General features: G+C 65.8%; 17 protein-coding genes. 2 read left to right on the top strand and 15 right to left on the bottom strand.

What is annotated here, in order from left to right; genetic code table 11:
* Positions 1 to 4: 4 nt before the first annotated feature.
* From BRADO_RS13500 to BRADO_RS13490, 3 genes are all read right to left on the bottom strand, one after another.
* Positions 5 to 1,522: a glycosyltransferase family 39 protein gene (locus BRADO_RS13500; protein ID WP_011925887.1), complete on the bottom strand. Its 1,518-nt coding sequence runs from the start codon at positions 1,520 to 1,522 to the stop codon at positions 5 to 7.
* On the bottom strand, positions 1,519 to 2,652 hold the full coding sequence (locus BRADO_RS13495) for a glycosyltransferase family 2 protein (RefSeq protein ID WP_011925886.1): 1,134 nt from the start codon (positions 2,650 to 2,652) through the stop codon (positions 1,519 to 1,521). The genes BRADO_RS13500 and BRADO_RS13495 overlap by 4 nt, the downstream gene beginning before the upstream one ends.
* 339 nt (positions 2,653 to 2,991) lie before the next feature.
* The gene (locus BRADO_RS13490) at positions 2,992 to 3,192 is read right to left on the bottom strand and encodes a hypothetical protein (protein ID WP_011925885.1); all 201 of its coding nucleotides are present in this window, start codon (positions 3,190 to 3,192) and stop codon (positions 2,992 to 2,994) included.
* A 152-nt stretch (positions 3,193 to 3,344) separates the two neighbouring features.
* Between BRADO_RS13490 and BRADO_RS13485 the strand changes: the two genes are divergently transcribed.
* Positions 3,345 to 4,169 (top strand): DUF72 domain-containing protein, encoded by an 825-nt coding sequence (locus tag BRADO_RS13485; RefSeq protein ID WP_011925884.1) that lies wholly within the window; start codon positions 3,345 to 3,347, stop codon positions 4,167 to 4,169.
* Between the two features lie 10 nt (positions 4,170 to 4,179).
* Positions 4,180 to 4,641: a DUF488 family protein gene (locus tag BRADO_RS13480; RefSeq protein WP_011925883.1), complete on the top strand. Its 462-nt coding sequence runs from the start codon at positions 4,180 to 4,182 to the stop codon at positions 4,639 to 4,641.
* 4 nt (positions 4,642 to 4,645) lie between these two features.
* Here the strand turns inward: BRADO_RS13480 and BRADO_RS13475 are convergent, their stop codons facing one another.
* The 12 genes from BRADO_RS13475 to BRADO_RS13420 all read right to left on the bottom strand — a co-directional run bounded on the left by BRADO_RS13475 (position 4,646) and on the right by BRADO_RS13420 (position 17,410).
* Positions 4,646 to 6,331 (bottom strand): tannase/feruloyl esterase family alpha/beta hydrolase, encoded by a 1,686-nt coding sequence (locus BRADO_RS13475; protein WP_011925882.1) that lies wholly within the window; start codon positions 6,329 to 6,331, stop codon positions 4,646 to 4,648.
* Between the two features lie 105 nt (positions 6,332 to 6,436).
* Positions 6,437 to 7,747 (bottom strand): adenylate/guanylate cyclase domain-containing protein, encoded by a 1,311-nt coding sequence (locus tag BRADO_RS13470; RefSeq protein WP_011925881.1) that lies wholly within the window; start codon positions 7,745 to 7,747, stop codon positions 6,437 to 6,439.
* A 39-nt stretch (positions 7,748 to 7,786) separates the two neighbouring features.
* Complete coding sequence (locus tag BRADO_RS13465; RefSeq protein ID WP_011925880.1) at positions 7,787 to 8,944, bottom strand: ABC transporter permease; 1,158 nt, start codon at positions 8,942 to 8,944, stop codon at positions 7,787 to 7,789.
* Complete coding sequence (locus tag BRADO_RS13460) at positions 8,941 to 9,879, bottom strand: ABC transporter ATP-binding protein (RefSeq protein WP_011925879.1); 939 nt, start codon at positions 9,877 to 9,879, stop codon at positions 8,941 to 8,943. The genes BRADO_RS13465 and BRADO_RS13460 overlap by 4 nt, the downstream gene beginning before the upstream one ends.
* The gene (locus tag BRADO_RS13455; protein WP_011925878.1) at positions 9,876 to 10,652 is read right to left on the bottom strand and encodes an HlyD family secretion protein; all 777 of its coding nucleotides are present in this window, start codon (positions 10,650 to 10,652) and stop codon (positions 9,876 to 9,878) included. The genes BRADO_RS13460 and BRADO_RS13455 overlap by 4 nt, the downstream gene beginning before the upstream one ends.
* Complete coding sequence (locus tag BRADO_RS13450) at positions 10,649 to 11,332, bottom strand: TetR/AcrR family transcriptional regulator (RefSeq protein WP_041756457.1); 684 nt, start codon at positions 11,330 to 11,332, stop codon at positions 10,649 to 10,651. Before BRADO_RS13450 ends, BRADO_RS13455 begins: the two co-directional genes overlap by 4 nt.
* A 112-nt stretch (positions 11,333 to 11,444) precedes the next feature.
* Entirely contained in the window at positions 11,445 to 12,725 is a 1,281-nt protein-coding gene (locus tag BRADO_RS13445) for an alpha-galactosidase (protein WP_011925876.1), read from the bottom strand.
* Positions 12,726 to 12,825: 100 nt separating this feature from the next.
* A complete protein-coding gene (gene adhP / locus BRADO_RS13440) occupies positions 12,826 to 13,851 on the bottom strand; it encodes an alcohol dehydrogenase AdhP (protein ID WP_011925875.1) in 1,026 nt (341 codons plus the stop codon).
* Between the two features lie 134 nt (positions 13,852 to 13,985).
* Positions 13,986 to 14,399 (bottom strand): DUF2000 family protein, encoded by a 414-nt coding sequence (locus tag BRADO_RS13435; RefSeq protein WP_011925874.1) that lies wholly within the window; start codon positions 14,397 to 14,399, stop codon positions 13,986 to 13,988.
* Between the two features lie 131 nt (positions 14,400 to 14,530).
* Positions 14,531 to 14,932, bottom strand: coding sequence for a DUF4189 domain-containing protein (locus BRADO_RS13430; RefSeq protein ID WP_041756456.1), 402 nt, complete (start codon positions 14,930 to 14,932; stop codon positions 14,531 to 14,533).
* A gap of 172 nt (positions 14,933 to 15,104) precedes the next feature.
* Positions 15,105 to 16,712 (bottom strand): NTP transferase domain-containing protein, encoded by a 1,608-nt coding sequence (locus BRADO_RS13425; RefSeq protein WP_011925872.1) that lies wholly within the window; start codon positions 16,710 to 16,712, stop codon positions 15,105 to 15,107.
* The gene (locus BRADO_RS13420) at positions 16,709 to 17,410 is read right to left on the bottom strand and encodes an XdhC family protein (protein WP_011925871.1); all 702 of its coding nucleotides are present in this window, start codon (positions 17,408 to 17,410) and stop codon (positions 16,709 to 16,711) included. The genes BRADO_RS13425 and BRADO_RS13420 overlap by 4 nt, the downstream gene beginning before the upstream one ends.

The raw sequence follows: 17,410 nt of genomic DNA, 5'->3' as shown, positions 1-17,410 counted from the left end.
CGCGTCAGCGCTGCAGCTCGGGCGGCGGGGTGCGATCGAGGATCTCGCCTCTCGGCTGACTGAGCGCATAGAACGCGTAAGTCTCGATCGTCAGCGGCCCGCGCTTGCGATCGGCCTCGCCGACCTTCTCGACGCGGGCGAACGTGCTCTCGACGTAGAACCGCGTCGCGATCTGGGCCTCGTCCACGAGCAGCTGCGTGCCCGCGAGCTTCGCCGGATCAGGCTCCGGGAAATTGACCCAGCGGATGCGCTGGATCGGCTGCAACACGCAGGTTCCGCGCGGCAGATAGAACGACAGCCAGGCGGTGGTCCCATAATCCATCGCGAGCACGCAATTGGCCCCGGAACGGACGCGCGCCGCCTCGATCTCGGCAGCGAGCGGCTTCCAGCCGACGCCCACGCTGCGCACGGTGGCGTCCCGCTTGTAGCCCGACAGCAGCCCCGTATTGGCCTGCAGGATCAGTGCAACGAACATCACGACGCCGGCGGGCACCGCCCAGCGCAGGCAGAAGGCCACCATTCGCTGCTCGCGCGGCCTCCAGGCGACGGGGTGCGCGGCGGCCGCGGCGGCAACGACGAAGGCCGGATAGATCGGCGCGAACCAGTTCGCCTCGACGCGGGCATGCAGCGAGTGCCAGACGAAATAGGCGGTGACGACCCAGACCATCGCCTCGACCAGCACGCGTCCTGCCGCATCCCCGGCCCGGCGCCGCGCCAGCGCATAGAGACCCATTACCCCGAGGATGAAGATCAGCGGTGTGGCGAAGGCGAACTGCGTCGGGATGATCTCGGCGATGTAGACGGGCTTGACCTCCTCGATCCTGGCGCGGCCGAGCTGCTTGATGAACGAGACCCACTGGTGCTCGGCATTCCACAGGATGACCGGCGAGAAGATCGCAAACGCGACGAGGCCACCGAGATAGGGCCAAGGCGAGGCCAGCCAGGGCCGCAGCTTCGGCACGGCAAGGAGCCAGATCAGGATCGCGGCGCCGAAGAACAGCGACGTGTATTTCGACAGCAGCGCGGCACCGACCGCGGCACCGACCGCCAGCCACCACACGCCCCTGCCCGTCTCCAGCACCTTGGCGCAGAAGAACAGCACGAAGCTCGAAGCGACCAAGAGCGGCGCATCGGGCGTCACGATCAGCGTGCCGACGGCCGCCATCAGCGTCACGTTGAGCAGCAGCGCCGCGGTCACCGCGACGCGCACGCTGCCGAACAGGATCTGCGCGGTGCGATACACCGCATAGCTCATCGGCAGCCCGAGCAGGATCGAGACCAGGCGCACGCCGAGCTCGCTGTCACCGGCGATCAGCGTCCCCAGGCGGATCACGACGGCAACCATCGGCGGATGGTCGTAGTAGCCGCCGGCGAGGTGCTTCGACCACATCCAGTAATAGGCTTCGTCGAAGGTGATCGGCGTGACCGCAGCCGCGACCAGTCGAAGCAGGACGAGGCCAGCAATGGTCAGCCAGGCATTACGGACCAGCCTGGAATCGCTGGCCTCTGCCGCAGAGGTCATCGCTTGCGCCAGACGAACAATCCGGAGATCGCGTAATTCCAGACCACGCCCATCAGCGCGCCGGCCGCGCCGGCCAGCCACCAGATCGGCTCCTGGTCGTAGACCGAGAAGGCGACGCCGACATTGGCGAGCAGGCCGACCGAGCAGACCAGATAGAACGCGAGCAGGCCGCGCAGGATGCCAAAACCCTTCAGGCGCTGGTCGCGATAGGTGAGGAAGTTGTTGAGGATGAAGTTGGAGGTCATCGCCACGAAGGCGCCCAGCGCCTGCGCCTCGGCGAACGGCATGTCGAAGAGGTTGAGACCGAGAAACAGCGTGGCCAGATGCACGAACAGGCCGGTACCGCCGACCATGGCGAACAACAGGAAACGCAGCGACACGATGTCGTTGGTCATCTTGGCCAGCACGAGGCCGAGGAAGTCGAGCGCGACCATCGAATCGAGCTTGCTCTCGCCATGCACGCGCGAGCCGAACGTATAGGGCACCTCGACGGTCTTCAGACCGCCCTCGGCGCTGGCAATGATGTCGAGCAGGATCTTGAAGCCCTGGGTCGAGAGCTTCGGCGCGATCGCCTCGAAGCGGTCGCGGCGGATCATGAAGAAGCCGCTCATGGGGTCGTTGACTTCGACCTTCAGCGCGCGGCGGGCGATCTCGGTGGCGAAGGCGCTGGCCCCGGCCCGCTTGCTGTCGAAGCTCGCGGCGCTGCCGCCCGCGATATAGCGGCTGCCGACCACGAGCTCGGCCGCGCCGCTCTGCAGCAGCGAGAGCATCTTTGGCAGCTGGGTCTCGTCGTGCTGCAGATCGGCGTCGATGACAGCCGCAAAGGGCGCGCTGGCGGCGAGAATCCCCTCGATGCAGGCGCCGGACAGGCCGCGGCGGCCGATGCGGCGAATGCCGCGCACGCGATTGTCGTTGCGCGACAATTCGCGCACCACCTGCCAGGTACCGTCAGGCGAATTGTCGTCGACGAACACCACCTCCCACGGCACGTCCTTGAACGCCGTCTCCAGCCGCCGGTACAGCGTGGTGACATTGTCGCGCTCGTTGAAGGTCGGAACGACGACCGAAACGATCGGAACATCAGCGGTCTGCGGCGACACCGGCGGGGCCGTTCGGATGGCTTCGGTCATGGTGCGGATGCGTATATCCGCCGCATCCGGCACTGCCAAGCGCGTCAGCCGGCTGGGGCAGCAAAAAGGCCGCCAGGTGGTGCCGCCTTGCACCGCCTGAAAATGTCAACGACCACAAACAAAGGGAGCGCGTACATCCGGCGCAGCCGCTCTGCCGTGGTCGTCTCGGTGCCGGAGCCGCTACAGCTCGACGCCACCGTCCCTACCCAGATGGGGCGTCCCGGCCGGAATGCAAGGGGAGCCCGACTCCGTAGCCCGGATGACCGCGGCGACATCCGGGTTCACACAAGCTGCCGAGGAGAACCCGGGTGTCGCTGCGCTCACCCGGACTACAGGTCCTCAGTTCGGAACCTCACGCACGACCGGGCCGCGCACGGCCGGCGCCACCGGGACCGTCTGGACCTGCGTCGGCTGGACCTCGACACGGGCGGGCTGCGCCGAGCGGGCCATGGGGCCAACCGGAACATAGTAGAACGCCGCCGCAAGTACGGCAGCTGCGACAATTGCGCCGAGCACGCCGCCAACCGATTCCGCTCTCATTGCCACATCTCCCCTTCCCGGCCCGCACACTGGATACACGACGGTCCCGAGCGCTGGAAGGGCGTCCGCGCAACAGCATCAAACTGGCCAGAGCCCGCCCGGTTGACTACTGTCCACCCGCCACCGTCGATCATCAGCATCGGAACCGCCTCGTGAGCAAAGCTCCTGCACGCGCCTCGACACCCAAGAGCCAGATCTATATCGGCATCGGCGGCTGGACCTTCGCGCCCTGGCGCGGGGTGTTCTATCCGGACAAGCTGCCGCAAGCGAAGGAGCTGGAATACGCCGCCTCCAAGCTGACCTCGATCGAGATCAACGGCACCTATTATGGCTCGCAGAAGCCGGAGAGCTTCCGCAAATGGGCGCGGGAGGTGCCCGACGGCTTCATCTTCTCGCTGAAGGGGCCGCGCTTCGCGACCAACCGCAAGGTGCTGGCCGAGGCCGGCGATTCGGTGAAGCGCTTCTACGACACCGGCGTGCTGGAGCTCCGCGATCGCCTCGGCCCCGTGTTGTGGCAGTTCGCGCCGACCAAGAAGTTCGACGAGGCCGATTTCGGCAAGTTCCTCGAGCTGTTGCCGCGCGACATCGACGGCCGCAAGCTGCGCCACGTCGTTGAGGTCAGGCATGACAGCTTCTGCGTGCCCGGCTTCGTCAAGCTGCTGCGCGAATTCGCAACGCCGGTGGTGTACGCGGAGCACGGCAAATATCCGGCGATCGCCGACGTCGCCGGCGATTTCGTCTATGCACGACTTCAGAAGGGCAATGACGAGCTGAAGACGTGCTATCCGCCGAAGCAGCTCGATGCCTGGGCCAAGCGGCTGCAGCTGTGGGCGAGCGGCGGCGAACCCGAGGATCTGCCGCGGGTTGACGACAAGCCGGCAAAGAAGACGCCGCGCGACGTGTTCGCCTACGTCATCCACGAAGGCAAGGTGCGCGCGCCGGCGGGCGCGATGGAATTGATCGAGCGGGTGACCTAAGGGCAGCATCATGGCCAAGAGCAAGACCCTGTTCACCATCGGCTACGAGCACACGCCCGCCAAGGCCGTACTCGACGAGTTGCAGTCGGCCGGCGTCAAGCTCCTGGTCGATGTCCGCGCGGTGGCGGCCTCGCGGCGGCCGGGCTTCTCGAAGAGCCAGCTCGCTGCCGGGCTCGACGAGCGCGGCATCGCCTATGTCCATCTGCGCGGGCTCGGCACGCCGAAGGAAGGCCGCGAGGCCGCCCGCAGCGGCCATTACGACACGCTGCACAAGATCTACAGCGCGCATCTCAAGACAACGCAGGCCAAGGAGCAGATGGACGAGTTGGCCTCGCTGGTGAAGAGCGCCGGTCCCGTGTGCCTGCTCTGCTACGAGCGCGACCACGCCCATTGCCACCGGCAATGGATCGCCGAGATCATCGAGGAGCGCGACAAGGTCCGGATCGAGAACCTCGTCTCGCCGCAAGTGTAGGCCGCTACTCCGCGGTGCAGGTGAAGGAGGATGCCTGCTCGACGTCGCCGCTGACATATTTGGCAAACTTCGGCCACGGGCACAGCGGCCGCGTCCGCTGCGCGCTCCAGCCCGACGGTACCTCCTTGTTGGCCGCATTGACGGAGGCCGTGATCGCCTCCGGCGCCTTGCCCTTCTCGACCCAGTCCATCAGCGCACCCAGCGCATCGAACTTCTCCAAGGTGACGCCGCCGCCGCAATGGGTCTCGCCGGGCAAGGCGAACAGCCGCGCAAACGTATCGACCTTGCCCTGCACGTTGGCGTTGAGCTTCTCGTACCAGCGGATGGAGTCGTTGATGGAGAACACCGGATCGGCCTGGCCGTGATAGATCAGCATCTTGCGGGCGCCGTTCTGGAATGCCGGCAAGGTCGGGTTGTCGACCGCAGGCGGCGTCATGAAGTCCATCGCGGACTCCGTGAACGGGCCCTCTTTGGCGTAGATCTTCGGCGCGTCCTTGTCGAAGTCGTACGTCTGCAGCTTCTCGACCAGCTTGTCGGGCGAGCCTTCGATCTCCACCGGTGGGGTCGAGAAGATGTAGTTCAGCGACGCGCCGCCCATGGTGGCGATGATCGGGAGGTTGTTCCAGGGCGCCACCGGGCTTTCGACCTTCCAGGCCCGCCAGTTGCCGGTGCCGACGCCGCCGTCGACCGGCCAGTCCGAATAGAGCTGCTCGCCCTTGGAATTCTGCGGTCCGGCGAACACCTTCTTCAGGGCATCGACCTTGGCGGCCGGCAGACAGGCCTCGGTGCTGCCGGCGGCGCAGCGCAGGCTGTCGAAGCTGAACGCCTTCTGGCAGGCCTTGAGGTTTGCCGTCAGCCCGTCCTTGGCGCCGTCGAGCCCGTCGCAGACCTCGGTGATCTTGGCGGAGATCAGCTTGGCATCCTCGCGCGTGATCGACTTGCGGATGTCGGCATCCGCCTTGGTTAGCGCCTGCACGTCCCAGGCATGCTGCACGGCGGCGCGCGGCAGATTGAAGCCGGGATTGCCGACCAGGAAGCCGTCATACTGCTCGGGCATGCGCTCGGCCGCGACCATGGTGTGGCGACCGCCATTGGAGCAGCCGGCGATGTAGGAATAATCGGGCTTCTTGCCGTAATGTTCGGAAATGATCGCCTTGGCGATCGGCGCCAACGTGATGTCGGCCGAATAGCCGTAATCGCGCCGCGCCTGCGGATCGAGGCCGAATGCCGAGCCGGAAGCCAGCCCGCGCGGCTTGTTGGCGGGGTCGTTGCCCGAATGACCGCTGTCCGACGACAACACCGCGAAGCCGCGGGCGAGCGGGGTCGTGCCGCCGCTGACCAGGCCATCCGCCTTGTCGCCGAGCGCGGGCACCACCACGCCGTCATTGCCGCCGTTCACCTGGTGCAGGAAGCGGCCGTTCCAGGTCTCCGGCAGGCGGATCTCGAACTGGATCGCATAGGTGTGGCCGTCGAGACCGGTCCGCTCATTGACCTTGCCGGAAAGAATGCAGTGACGCGGCAAGCCGTCGGCCGCCTCCTGCAGCTTCGATCCGGTCAGGGTCAGCGCCGGGACCTTCAGCGCTTCGGCCGTCACCTTGCTGCAGCCCACGTCCTCGGCCCGCGCAGATCCGATCGCCGCCACGCAAGCGAGGCTCACGCCGGCCAAAAGCAACGTCCCGGTTCGGGTCATGCATTTCCTCCTGATACCCTGTTGATTGGCGCGCAGTTAAGCGTGGAGATCCGGCAATGTAAATCGCCGACGCCGCACAGCCGGCAGCAACGTGAACGATCGGCTTTAATGCAGCTGCCAGACTTCGAACGACCGGTCGTAACCGCGCACTGATACCTCGCCGTGGAAGACGGCATCCCCTGCCTCCTCACCGGCGGCCTGCCGCACCTCGGTCGAGATCAGGAGCTGCGAATCGAACTCCTTGTTCAAGGCCTCCAGCCGCGAGGCGAAGTTCACGGTATCGCCGATGACCGTGTACTCCTTGCGTCGCGGCGAGCCGATGCTGCCGGCCACGACCTCGCCGAGATGAATGCCGATGCCGATACGCAGCGGCCAGGACGAGGCAGAATTGACGTCGCGCATGGCCGCTACCATCTCGCGCGCCGCCGCGACCGCCTGCGCTGCGGCGTCGCGCGTTTCGAACGGCGCCCCGAACAGCGCGAGGAAGCCGTCCCCGAGAAACTTGTTCACGATCCCGCCATGACGCTCGAGGATCTCGACCAGCACGGCAAACGCACCGTCGAGCCGGTCAACGACCTCCTGAGGCGGTTTGGAACGCGAAGCCGCGGTGAAGCCTCTGAAGTCGACGAACATCACGGCAACCTTCTGGATGTCCCGCGCCTCCGCCGTGCCCTCCTTCATCAACCGCTCGACAACCTGGGGCGAGACATGCTGGCCGAACAGGTCAGTGACCCGATCCCGCGCGGAGGCTGCCTCGATGCTCGCCGCGAACTGCCGGCGCAATTGCACGCTGACGGCGCCGGCGAGCAGACCGCACAGCAGGATGATGAAGCTGCGCTCGCCTTGATAGTAGATCTCCGGATGCTGGCTCATGTCGATCGAGGGTCTGTCGATCAGTGCGACGGTCAGCAACTCCGCTGCTGCCACCAGTCCGGTAAAGCTCGACAGCCAGAAGTCCAAACGGAGGGTCGAGAGGATGATGAAGATGAAATAGACCAGCGGCGCGCCAAAGCCGAGTGCCCTGTCGCGGCCGATGCCTTCGATCTGCAACACCAGCACGAGCGTGGGCATCGACGTCTCGATCAGCACGCTGAGATACCGCAACACGATCGGGACGTCGTGACCGAGGCGGATGTTGGCTTTGATCCTGAACAGGATGAGCAGCTCGAAGGCGATGAAGGAGACGATGATCGCGTAGACGTAGAGGACCCCGACCCGGCTCGGCCAGATCCACTCCGAGATCCGCGGCTCGAAGATCTCGACGAACACCGAGATGACCAGAAACAGTCCGGCCGTGGCGATCAGCGCCTTCACCCGCAAGAGCTCGGTGTTCAACGTCTGGCGCATCAGCGCCTGGTTGAACTCCGCCGCCGCGGGTGGCGCACCGCTCCCCTTGCCTGCCCTCGCGATCCGCATCCTGCCTCAGCCGGTTGTCCGCCCGACCGGCATTGTGCCTCAATCGAGCGTGCGGCGGAAGCGGAAGACGGCAACCGTCATGGCGAACAGCATGAGACCGAACAACGCGATCGTATCATGCTGCAGGTTTGGGAGCGTCGAGCCCTTGAGCATGATGGCCCGGACGATGCGCAGGTAATGCGTCAGCGGCAGGCACTCGCCGACGATCTGCGCCCATTGCGGCATGCCGAGAAACGGAAACATGAATCCGGAGAGCAGTATGCTCGGCAGGAAGAACATCATCGACAGCTGCATGGCCTGCAGCTGGTTCTGCGCCAGGGTGGAAAACGTGTAGCCGATCGAGAGGTTGGTTGCGATGAACAGCGTCGAGAGCAAAGCCAGCAGCAGCAGGCTGCCCATCACAGGCACGCCGAACAGCAGCACGCCGATGCCGATGATGATGGTAGCCTGCAGGAAGCCGACCAGCACGTAAGGGATGATCTTGCCGAGCATCACCTCGACCGGCTTGATCGGCATCGACAGCAGGCTCTCCATTGTGCCGCGCTCGATCTCGCGTGTCACGGACAGCGCGGTGAAGATCAGCATGGTCATGGTCAGGATGGTCCCGACCAGGCCCGGAACGATGTTGAGCCGCGACGAGGCCGCTGGATTGTAGCGCGCATGCGCCCTGATCTCGAACGCCGCGGTGACGGGATCGCCGGTGTACAGATCATGCGCGAGCGCGGTCTGCACGATGGTGCCGAGCGAGGACAGCGCGGAGGACGCCGCGACCGGATCGGTGGCATCGGCGGCCACCAGTAGCGCCGGGCGGTCGCCGCGGCGGACCGCCCGCTCGAAGCCGCGCGGGATCTCGACGCCGAACAGGACCTTGCCGGACAGCAGCAGATCGTCGAGCTCCGCGACGCTGCCGACCTCTCGGGTGAAGCTGAAATAGGCGGTGTTCTCCATCGCTTTCAGGATCGAGCGGCCGAGATCGCTGTCCTCCTGCAGCAGCACCGCTGCGGGAAGATGGTGCGGCGTGGTGTTGATCGCGTAGCCGAAAAGCATCAGCTGCATCACCGGCAGCATCACGATCATCGCGAACGATACCCGGTCCCGGCGCAGCTGGATGAACTCCTTCACCACCATCGCATAGGTGCGGCGCCAGAAGGCGAAGCGCGGCTCCGGAGAGACGTGAGAAAGCGTTGTGTCGCTCATTGGAAGTTGTCCCGCGAGCGGTTCATCAGGTCGATGAAGACATCCTCGAGCGACGGTGCGGCGGGCTGCCAGTGCAGACCGGGCTTGTCGCGCCAGGGCGCGATGGCGGCATCGAGCGCGTCGTGGTCGTGTCCCGAGACGTGCAGGCTGGTGCCGAAGGGGGCGACCATGTCGACGCCGGGCTTGCCGGAGAGATCGGCGGAAACCGCGCGCACATCGTCGCCGCTCACCGTGTATGTGGTGAGTTTGGATTGCGCGATCACCTCGGACACGGTGCCGTGGGCCAGCAGATGTCCATAGGCAATATAGGCGATCTCGTGACAGCGCTCGGCCTCGTCCATGTAGTGGGTCGACACCAGAACCGTGAGTCCTTCCCCTGCGAGCGCATGGATCTCGTTCCAGAAATCGCGCCGCGCCTTCGGATCGACGCCTGCGGTTGGCTCGTCGAGCAGCAGCAGTTGCGGGTTCGGCAAGGTGCAGGCGCCGAGCGCGAGCCGTTGCTTCCAGCCGCCCGACAATTCGCCGGCGAGCTGCCGCTCGCGCCCGGAAAGGCCGAGCCGCTGCACCATGTCCCGCGCGGCTTGCGGCGGATCGGACATCCCATAGAGGCGCGCGACGAATTCGAGGTTCTCGCGCACGGAAAGATCCTGATACAGGCTGAAGCGCTGGGTCATGTAGCCGACGCGGCGCTTGATCTTGTCGGCGTCGCGGCGGATGTCGAAGCCGAGACAAGTGCCCTCGCCCTCGTCAGGCGTCAGCAGGCCGCACAGCATGCGGATCGTCGTGGTCTTGCCGGAGCCGTTCGGACCAAGGAAGCCGTAGATCGAGCCGCGCCGCACCTGCATCGACAGATCGTGCACGACCTCTCGGCCGCCGAAGGACTTGGTCAGGCCCCTGACGTCGATGGCGATCTCGGCTGGTCCGGCGCCGTTCATTGCTTGTCCGCGACGGGGGTCTTGGGTTGCGGATAGATGCTGACGGGCTGTCCGACGCGCAATGCATCCGGCCGTGCGGGACGCGCCTGGATGAGGTAGACGAGCTTGTTGCGCTCATCGAGGCTGTAGATGACTGGCGGCGTATATTCCGCCGTCGACGCCAGGAAGTAGATGCGCGCGGTCAGGTCGGCAGCGCAATTGTCGCAGGTGACGCGCACCTCCTCACCAATGGCGAACTTGGGAAGATCCGTCTCCGACACGTAGAACCGCAGCTTCATGTTGCCGGGCGGCATGATCGACAACACCGGCCGCTGCGCGGCGACCATCTCGCCTTCGCGAAAGTAGATCTGCTGGATGGTGCCGGCGACCGGCGCGACACCCTTGCGCCGCGCCAGCCGGGTCTGCGATGTCACGACATGGGCTTCGGCAACCCGCAGCGCCGAGACCGCCGCATCGAGCGTCGCCTGCGTCCCCGCCCCGGTCTTGCTCAGGGCCGCGGCGCGATCGTACGTCTGCTGCGCGTTGGCCAGCGTCGCCTTGGTCTGGTTCAGATCGGCCTGCTGCAGGTCGTCGTCGACCGAATACAGGGGATCGCCGACCTTGATCTCGTCGCCTTCGCGGACGTTCAGCCGGGTGACGCGTCCCGCTTCGTCGGGACTGACGAAGATCATGTCGGCCTCGACCCAGCCCTGATAGCCGGGATCGCGCGTGTCCTTGCAACCGTTGAGACTGAACGCCGTGACCAGCACGGCAAGGCAGTGCAGCAGGCTCATGTCGGCCTCCTCGGCCCGAAGATCAGATCGAGATGCGTCTGCAGCATCGCCTCCGCATCGAGCGGCGCATGCGTTTCGAACAGACTCTTCCAGATCACCGCGACCATCATCGGCGCGATCATCAGTTGCGGATGCTGCACGAGCTTGGGCTCGCGGATCTCGCCGCGCGTGACGGCCAGCTGGATCAGCGCCCGCATGGCCGCGAGACCGCGGGAGACGACCTCGCGATAATAGAAATCGGCAATCTCCGGAAAGCGCGGCCCTTCGGCGATGATGAGGCGAACGAGATCGGCCCGCCGCGTGCCCGCGATCTCCTGCAGGAACATGCGCGCCAGGCCCTCGACCATATCGCGCACCGAGCCGCCCACCGGCGGCGGCGCAGCGAGCCGGCCGACGAAGGGCACGATCGCAGTCCGGATCAATTCCTCGAACATCGATTCCTTGTCCTTGAAGTGCAGATAGATCGTGCCCTTGGCGACGCCTGCGCGCTTGGCGATGTCATCGAGCCGGGTCGCGGCAAAGCCGCGCGCGATGAACTCGTCCATCGCCGCCTGCACGATGGCGGCACGGCGCTCGGCGGCTCGGTCGGCGCGGCGGGAGACCGCTCCCATTCCCGGGTCATCCGCGACAGCGCTCGCAGCATCTCCGCCCCGGCGGGCGGTCTTGAAAGACTTCGACATCCTAGGATTATGACTGACCAGTCAGTCATTGTAAAGGGCTTTCGCCGTCTGATAGGAACCGCCGGCGCTTCGGAGCGGTGCGTGCGGATTACCGCGCCTTGCGCTCACCCAATCAGGCGCATGGCCGAATGTAGGGCCGGTTCACCTCCCAGAGTTCGTCGAGGATCTGGCGAGCCGCCGTGGCCGAGTTCACGACCGGGTCGACCAGCAGCGCCTGCAGCGCGACGTCCCTGGAGGCGGTCATCGCCGCCTGCACGGAGAGCTGCTGCACCTGAACCTGGATCGCCATCAGCTTGGCGACGGCGTTCGGCAGCGGACCCAAGGAGATCGGATGAATGCCGCAGCGATCCGCAACGACAGGCACTTCGACGGCCGCCTCGGCCGGGAGATTGGGGATGACGCCGCGGTTGAGCACGACGCCGGACTCGATGGACTGCTTGCGATCGTGCAGCACCGCACCGATCACGGTCACCGCGCGTTCGCCCGACGGGGACCGCCACCAAGCCGGCATCTCGGCCGTTCCCGACAGCACGTCGTCGATCTGGCGGATCAGCCTGGCGCGTTCCGCCTCATCCCAGGCAAAATCATAGCCGCGCTCGCCCGCCTCCCAGCCATAAGCGAGATACTCGCCGACATGGCCATCGCCGCAGCCGAGCCAGACGCCGAAATCATGCAGCAGCGTGCGGGTCAGCGGCGCGACCTTGGGGTCGTGACTGCGCTCCCGTTCGCGCAGCAGCGGATAGAGGTCGGCTCCGGTTTCACGGTCACGGATCTGCAGCAGGCACTGGAAATGATTGAGGCCGGCGCCCCATACCTCGACGCGCTCCTCCGCCAGCCCGAGGATCGACGCCACTTGGCTCCGCGCGATGAAGATGCCGTGGCACAGGCCGACATGGGCGAGCCGGCTGTGAAGACCGAGTGCCAGGATGATGCGGCTCTCGGGATTGGAGAAGTTGATGAACAGCGCGTTCGGGCAGCGCTGCTCCATTTCCCGAACGAAGTCGAACACAACAGGCAAGGTGCGGAGCGTAAAGAACAACGCGCCCGGCCCGCCATTCTCACCGAGCGTATGGCGGATACCGTATTTGCGCGGCACTTCGAAGTCGAGCTTCCACAGCCGATTGCGGTCGATCGCGGTGGAATGAATCACGAAACCGGCGCCGTCGAGCGCGGCGCGCCAATCCGTCGTCGCCTCGATCCTGAGGCCCGCACCGGAGCGGTCGTTCAGCAGCCGGGCCAGCCGTTCCGACCGCGCGAGCCGCGTGGTATCCCGACCGACCAGAACCAGCGTCGATCCCGCGAGATCCTGGGTCGAGAACAAGTCCCGAAACACGCTGAGCCCAAACGATGCGCTGCTCGCACCGAGGAAGACGATCTTGGTGACGGCGGTCATCCGACATCTGTGCCATGACGCTGCGCCGTCATCCTGATCCAGATCAAGACGGCCGCCACGCCGATGCGAGGCGGCCGCCTTGAACACGTGCCTTCGATGATCAGGTGAAATCCAGCACCACGCGGCCGTCGATCTTGCCGGCCTTCATGCGGTCGAAGATGGTGTTGATCTCCGACAGCGGCGCCGTGGTGACCTCCGCCTTCACCTTGCCCTCGGCGGCAAAGGCGATGGCCTCGTCGAGGTCACGCCGCGTGCCAACGATCGAGCCGCGCACGGTGATGCGCTTGAGCACGACGTCGAAGATCGGCGTCGGGAATTCGCCGGGAGGCAGGCCGACCAGGCTGACGGTGCCCTTGCGTCTGACCATCTTCAAGGCCTGCGCGAACGCCGGGGTCGAGACCGCCGTCACGAGCACGCCCTGCGCCCCTCCCCCCGTGATCTGGAGAACGCGGTCCACGGCGTCGTTGTCGAGCGCGTTGACGGCGTGCGCGGCACCCGCCTCCAGCGCCAGCTTGAGCTTGTCCTCGGCGATGTCGAGACCGATCGCCTTCAGCCCCATCGCCTTGGCGTATTGGATCGCGACGTGACCGAGGCCGCCCACGCCAGAGATCACCACCCACTCGCCCGGACGGGTGTCCGTCTCCTTCAAGCCCTTGTAGGTCGTGACGCCGGCGCACAGGATCGGCGCGACTCTGGCGAAGTCGACGTTGGCCGGCAGGCGCGCCGCGAATGCGGCCGCGGCGATGACGTACTCGGCGAAGCCGCCATTCACGCTGTAGCCCGTATTGTGCTGGTGCTCGCACAGCGTTTCCCAGCCGGTCTCGCAATATTCGCAACGCAAGCACGCGTCGTGCAGCCAAGCCACACCGACGGCATCGCCGACCTTGAAGTCGGTCACGCCAGCACCGAGCGCGGCGACCACGCCGGCCGCTTCGTGGCCTGGGATGAAGGGCGGCGTCGGCTTGACCGGCCAATCGCCCGAAGCCGCGTGGAGATCAGTATGACAGACGCCGCAGGCCTTCAGCTTGACGAGAAGCTCGCCCGGACCAGGCACCGGAACAGGCACGTCCTCGATGACGAGCGGCTTGCCAAAGGCTTTGACGACGGCGGCTTTCATGGTCTGCATCGGTTTGCTCCTTAGTTAAGGAGCAAACTAATGACGCGAAACCAGGACAGTCTTGATCGGTGTCAAAATACGCTGCCGCTTTGCTGCGCAACGCGTAACAGTTTCATGACAGGCGAGAGATGGCTCACTCGGTCTCAGGCGTGAAATTTCAAGCCGTCGACGATCTTGTCCACGACCTTGCGCTCGGCACGCAGCGCCAGCCCCACCAGATTGAGATCTATGCGCGCCACCGCCTTCACCGCCGCGCGATTGGCCTCGTCATGCGTGGTCTTGAACATGTCCTCGGTGTAGAGCGCCGGCTTGACGCTGCGCGTCAATGCGCGGTCCAGCGCGCGTGCCAAAGCGGCATTGTCCGGCGCACCGTAGATCAGGATCGGCTGGCCGATCAGCGCGTGATAGCTCGTCGCCGAGCCGTCCTCATAGGGCGCACCGATACATTCAGGACATGCCGCAGCGATGCCGCTAGCGAGGAAAGCCGCGACGTTCAGCTTCTGCCAGGCTTCGAGATCATTGCGGATGATGAGCGCGATCTTGGTGTCGAATTGCATGTCACTTCCAATTCCATCGATGCGAATGCCCAGAATAGCCGAGCCAGTCGGGGCGTGAAGCAGCGAATTGAAAGTGTGTGCACTTGGAACTCGGTCCATCAAGCCGAGATCAGCGCTTGGTCAGCCCTTGGTCAGCCCTTGGCGTCGCAGACCCAGGCGCGAATGACGCATTCCTTGCCGCCATATTTATAGCATTCGCGCGTCGCCTCGTTGAGCGAGGCCGAGATCTTCGGGCGTACGGCATAGCCATGCGGGCCGCAGGGATTGGTGAGGTCGACGGCAAACGCGGCGCAGGCCTTCTTCATCGTCACCGCCGTACACTCGCCTTTGCATTGCTTGAGCGCCGCAGCCTTGGCGAGATGCTCTGCCGGATAGTCGAAGGCCTGGCCATAGGCCGCGCATTGCCCGATGGCGAAGGCGCCGGCGGCATGCGCCGGGCTGATGACGGTGGTGGCGACGCGGGCGGCGCCGACGATCACGGTCAATCCAAATGCAAACAGCGCGACACGTCGCGCGGCGGTTGAGACAATCAAAGTTTCCTCCCCCGAGGCCCAATGCGGTAAATCTAGCCGGGGGTCGTTGAAACTTGGTGAATGAGAGGTTGAGATGGAGACCGTAGCCCGCATGAGCGCAAGGGACATGCGGGTCACCGACACAGCACGTGAGAACCCGCATCTCGCTTGCGCTCATGCGGGCTACAGGGCTTTACCCGCGCCGCGCCGCCTCGAGCGCCTGGGGCGTATCGATATCCAGGAAAGCGCTGTCGCCATCGACCGGCACCTCGGCGACGGCCTCGCTGTGCTTGGCGATCAGGTGCCGCGCCCCGACGTCGCCGTCGAGCGTCATCAGCTCGGCGAAGAACCGGCGCGACCACAGCACGGGATTGCCACGGCGTCCCTCCGAGACAGGTACGACGATCAAATTGCCGCGATCGGGCGCAAAGGCGCCGATCAGACGATCGAGCAGGTCGGATGACACCATCGGCATGTCGCCGAGGCAAACCACGGCGCCGTCGACTCCATCCGGCACCGCGGCAATGCCTGACTTCACTGAGCTGGCGAGCCCGCCCGCGAAATCGGGATTGCGGACGAAGCGGACGTGAAGGTCGGACAGCGCCTGCTCGACCAGCTCGGCCTGATGGCCGGTGACGACGATGACTTCGCTCGCCTTCGAGGCCAGCGCCTGCTCGGTGACCGTCCGCACCAGCTTCTTGCCATCGAGCTCGGCGAGCAGCTTGTTAGGACCGCCCATCCGAGTCGAGCGGCCCGCGGCGAGAACGATCGCCGCAACCTTGCGCTCGCCTCCGCTCTCCTCCGGCTTGGCGCGCGGCTGCGGCCGCGTCACGATCTCCATCAGCAGGCCTCCGACGCCCATCGCGGTCAGCTCGGCGCGGCTGACCTTGATGCCGGCGAGCAGCCGCATCAGCACCCAGTCAAAACCGTTCTCGGCCGGCGAGCGGGCGCAGCCGGGCGCGCCGAGCACCGGAACGCCTCCGGCGCTGCCGATCAGGAGCAGGTTGCCGGGATCGACGGGCATGCCGAAATGGGTGATGGCGCCGCCGATGCCGGTGATCGCCGCCGGGATCACGTCGCGGCGATCGGCGATGGCGGAAGCTCCGAACACGATGACAAGCTCGGCGCCGAGGCCAAGCAGCTCCTTGATCGCGGCAGCCAGCGCGGCTTGCTCATGCGGCACGCGGCGCTCGGCGACGATCGTAGCGCCCGCTGGCGCCAGGCGCTCGGCGGTGACGCGCAGCGTCTTATCGATGACCTTGGGCGCAAGGCCAGGGAGTATCGTCGAGACAACGCCGACGCGCTTGATGATGTAGGGCGCGATGCTCAACGCGCCGCCGCCTGCAGCCGCGACGGCGGCATCGCGCAGGTGGCCCTGGACGCCGAACGGGATCAGCTTGACGGTGCCGACCATTTCGCCTTCCACCACCGGCTTGAACGCCGGCAGGGTCGCGAAGGTGATGGCCTCATCCACCTCGTTGATGCGATCCACTGCCGCACGGTCGATCACCAGCACACCGGGCCGGGCCGCGAACAGATTGGCGCGGCCGGTGAAGGCACGGTCGACGTAAATGCCCTTGCCTGCCACGACCTTGGCGACGTCGGCAGCCGCCTCGTCCTCAGACACGTCGCCGGGCTCAAGCCTGACGACGACAATCTCCTTCACGCCTTCCCTGACCAGCGCGTCGACCTCAGCGGGACCGATCAAGGTGCCCTTCTTGAGCACCAATGATCCTTTGCGCAGGGTGTGGACCGTCACGCCCCCGATCGCCTCAGCCGGGCTGGCAGGACCGAACTTCATGCCGCCTGCTCTTTTTCCTTGGCCGGCAAACGTAGCGTCGCGGTGATCTCGGCCATGATCGAGACCGCGATCTCGGACGGGGAGACCGCGCCGATGGCGAGGCCAATCGGCGCGTGGATGCGCGCGATGTCGGCGTCGCTGGCCCCCTGCGCGCGCAGCCGGTCGTAACGCTTGGCGTGGGTCTTCCGCGAGCCGAGCGCGCCGATGTAGAAGCAGTCGCGCGAGAACGCGTGCAGCAGCGCCGGGTCGTCGATCTTCGGATCGTGCGTCAGCGCCACGAAGGCCGTGTAGTGATCGACATTGAGCGGCGGCAGCGCCACGTCGGGCCATTCGGCGATCAGCGGCACGTCCGGGAAACGCTCCCGGCTGGCGAATGCCGTCCGCGGATCGACGACGGTGACGTCATAGCCGAGCGACTTGGCGATTGGCGCCAGCGCCTGGCTGATATGGACGGCGCCGACGATCACGAGCTTGGCCGTGGGGGCATAGACGTTCAGGAACAGCCGCTTGCCACCCGCTTCGACCATGCCGCTCTTGCCCATGCGCAGATGCTTGGCAAGTTCGTCACGCAGCGGATCGGCCGCGATGGCGGCAGCCTTCACCAGGCGCTGCTCGCCGGAGGCGACGTCGGTGACCAAAATGGCCGGGCGGCGTGCGGCGCGCTCGGCGTTGAGCTCGGCCAGTGTCGACAGCTGCAT

The organism is Bradyrhizobium sp. ORS 278, from assembly GCF_000026145.1.
Classification (GTDB): Bacteria; Pseudomonadota; Alphaproteobacteria; order Rhizobiales; family Xanthobacteraceae; genus Bradyrhizobium.
Note: the sequence above shows the minus strand (reverse complement) of the source record. Positions and strands in the feature narration are given on the sequence as shown.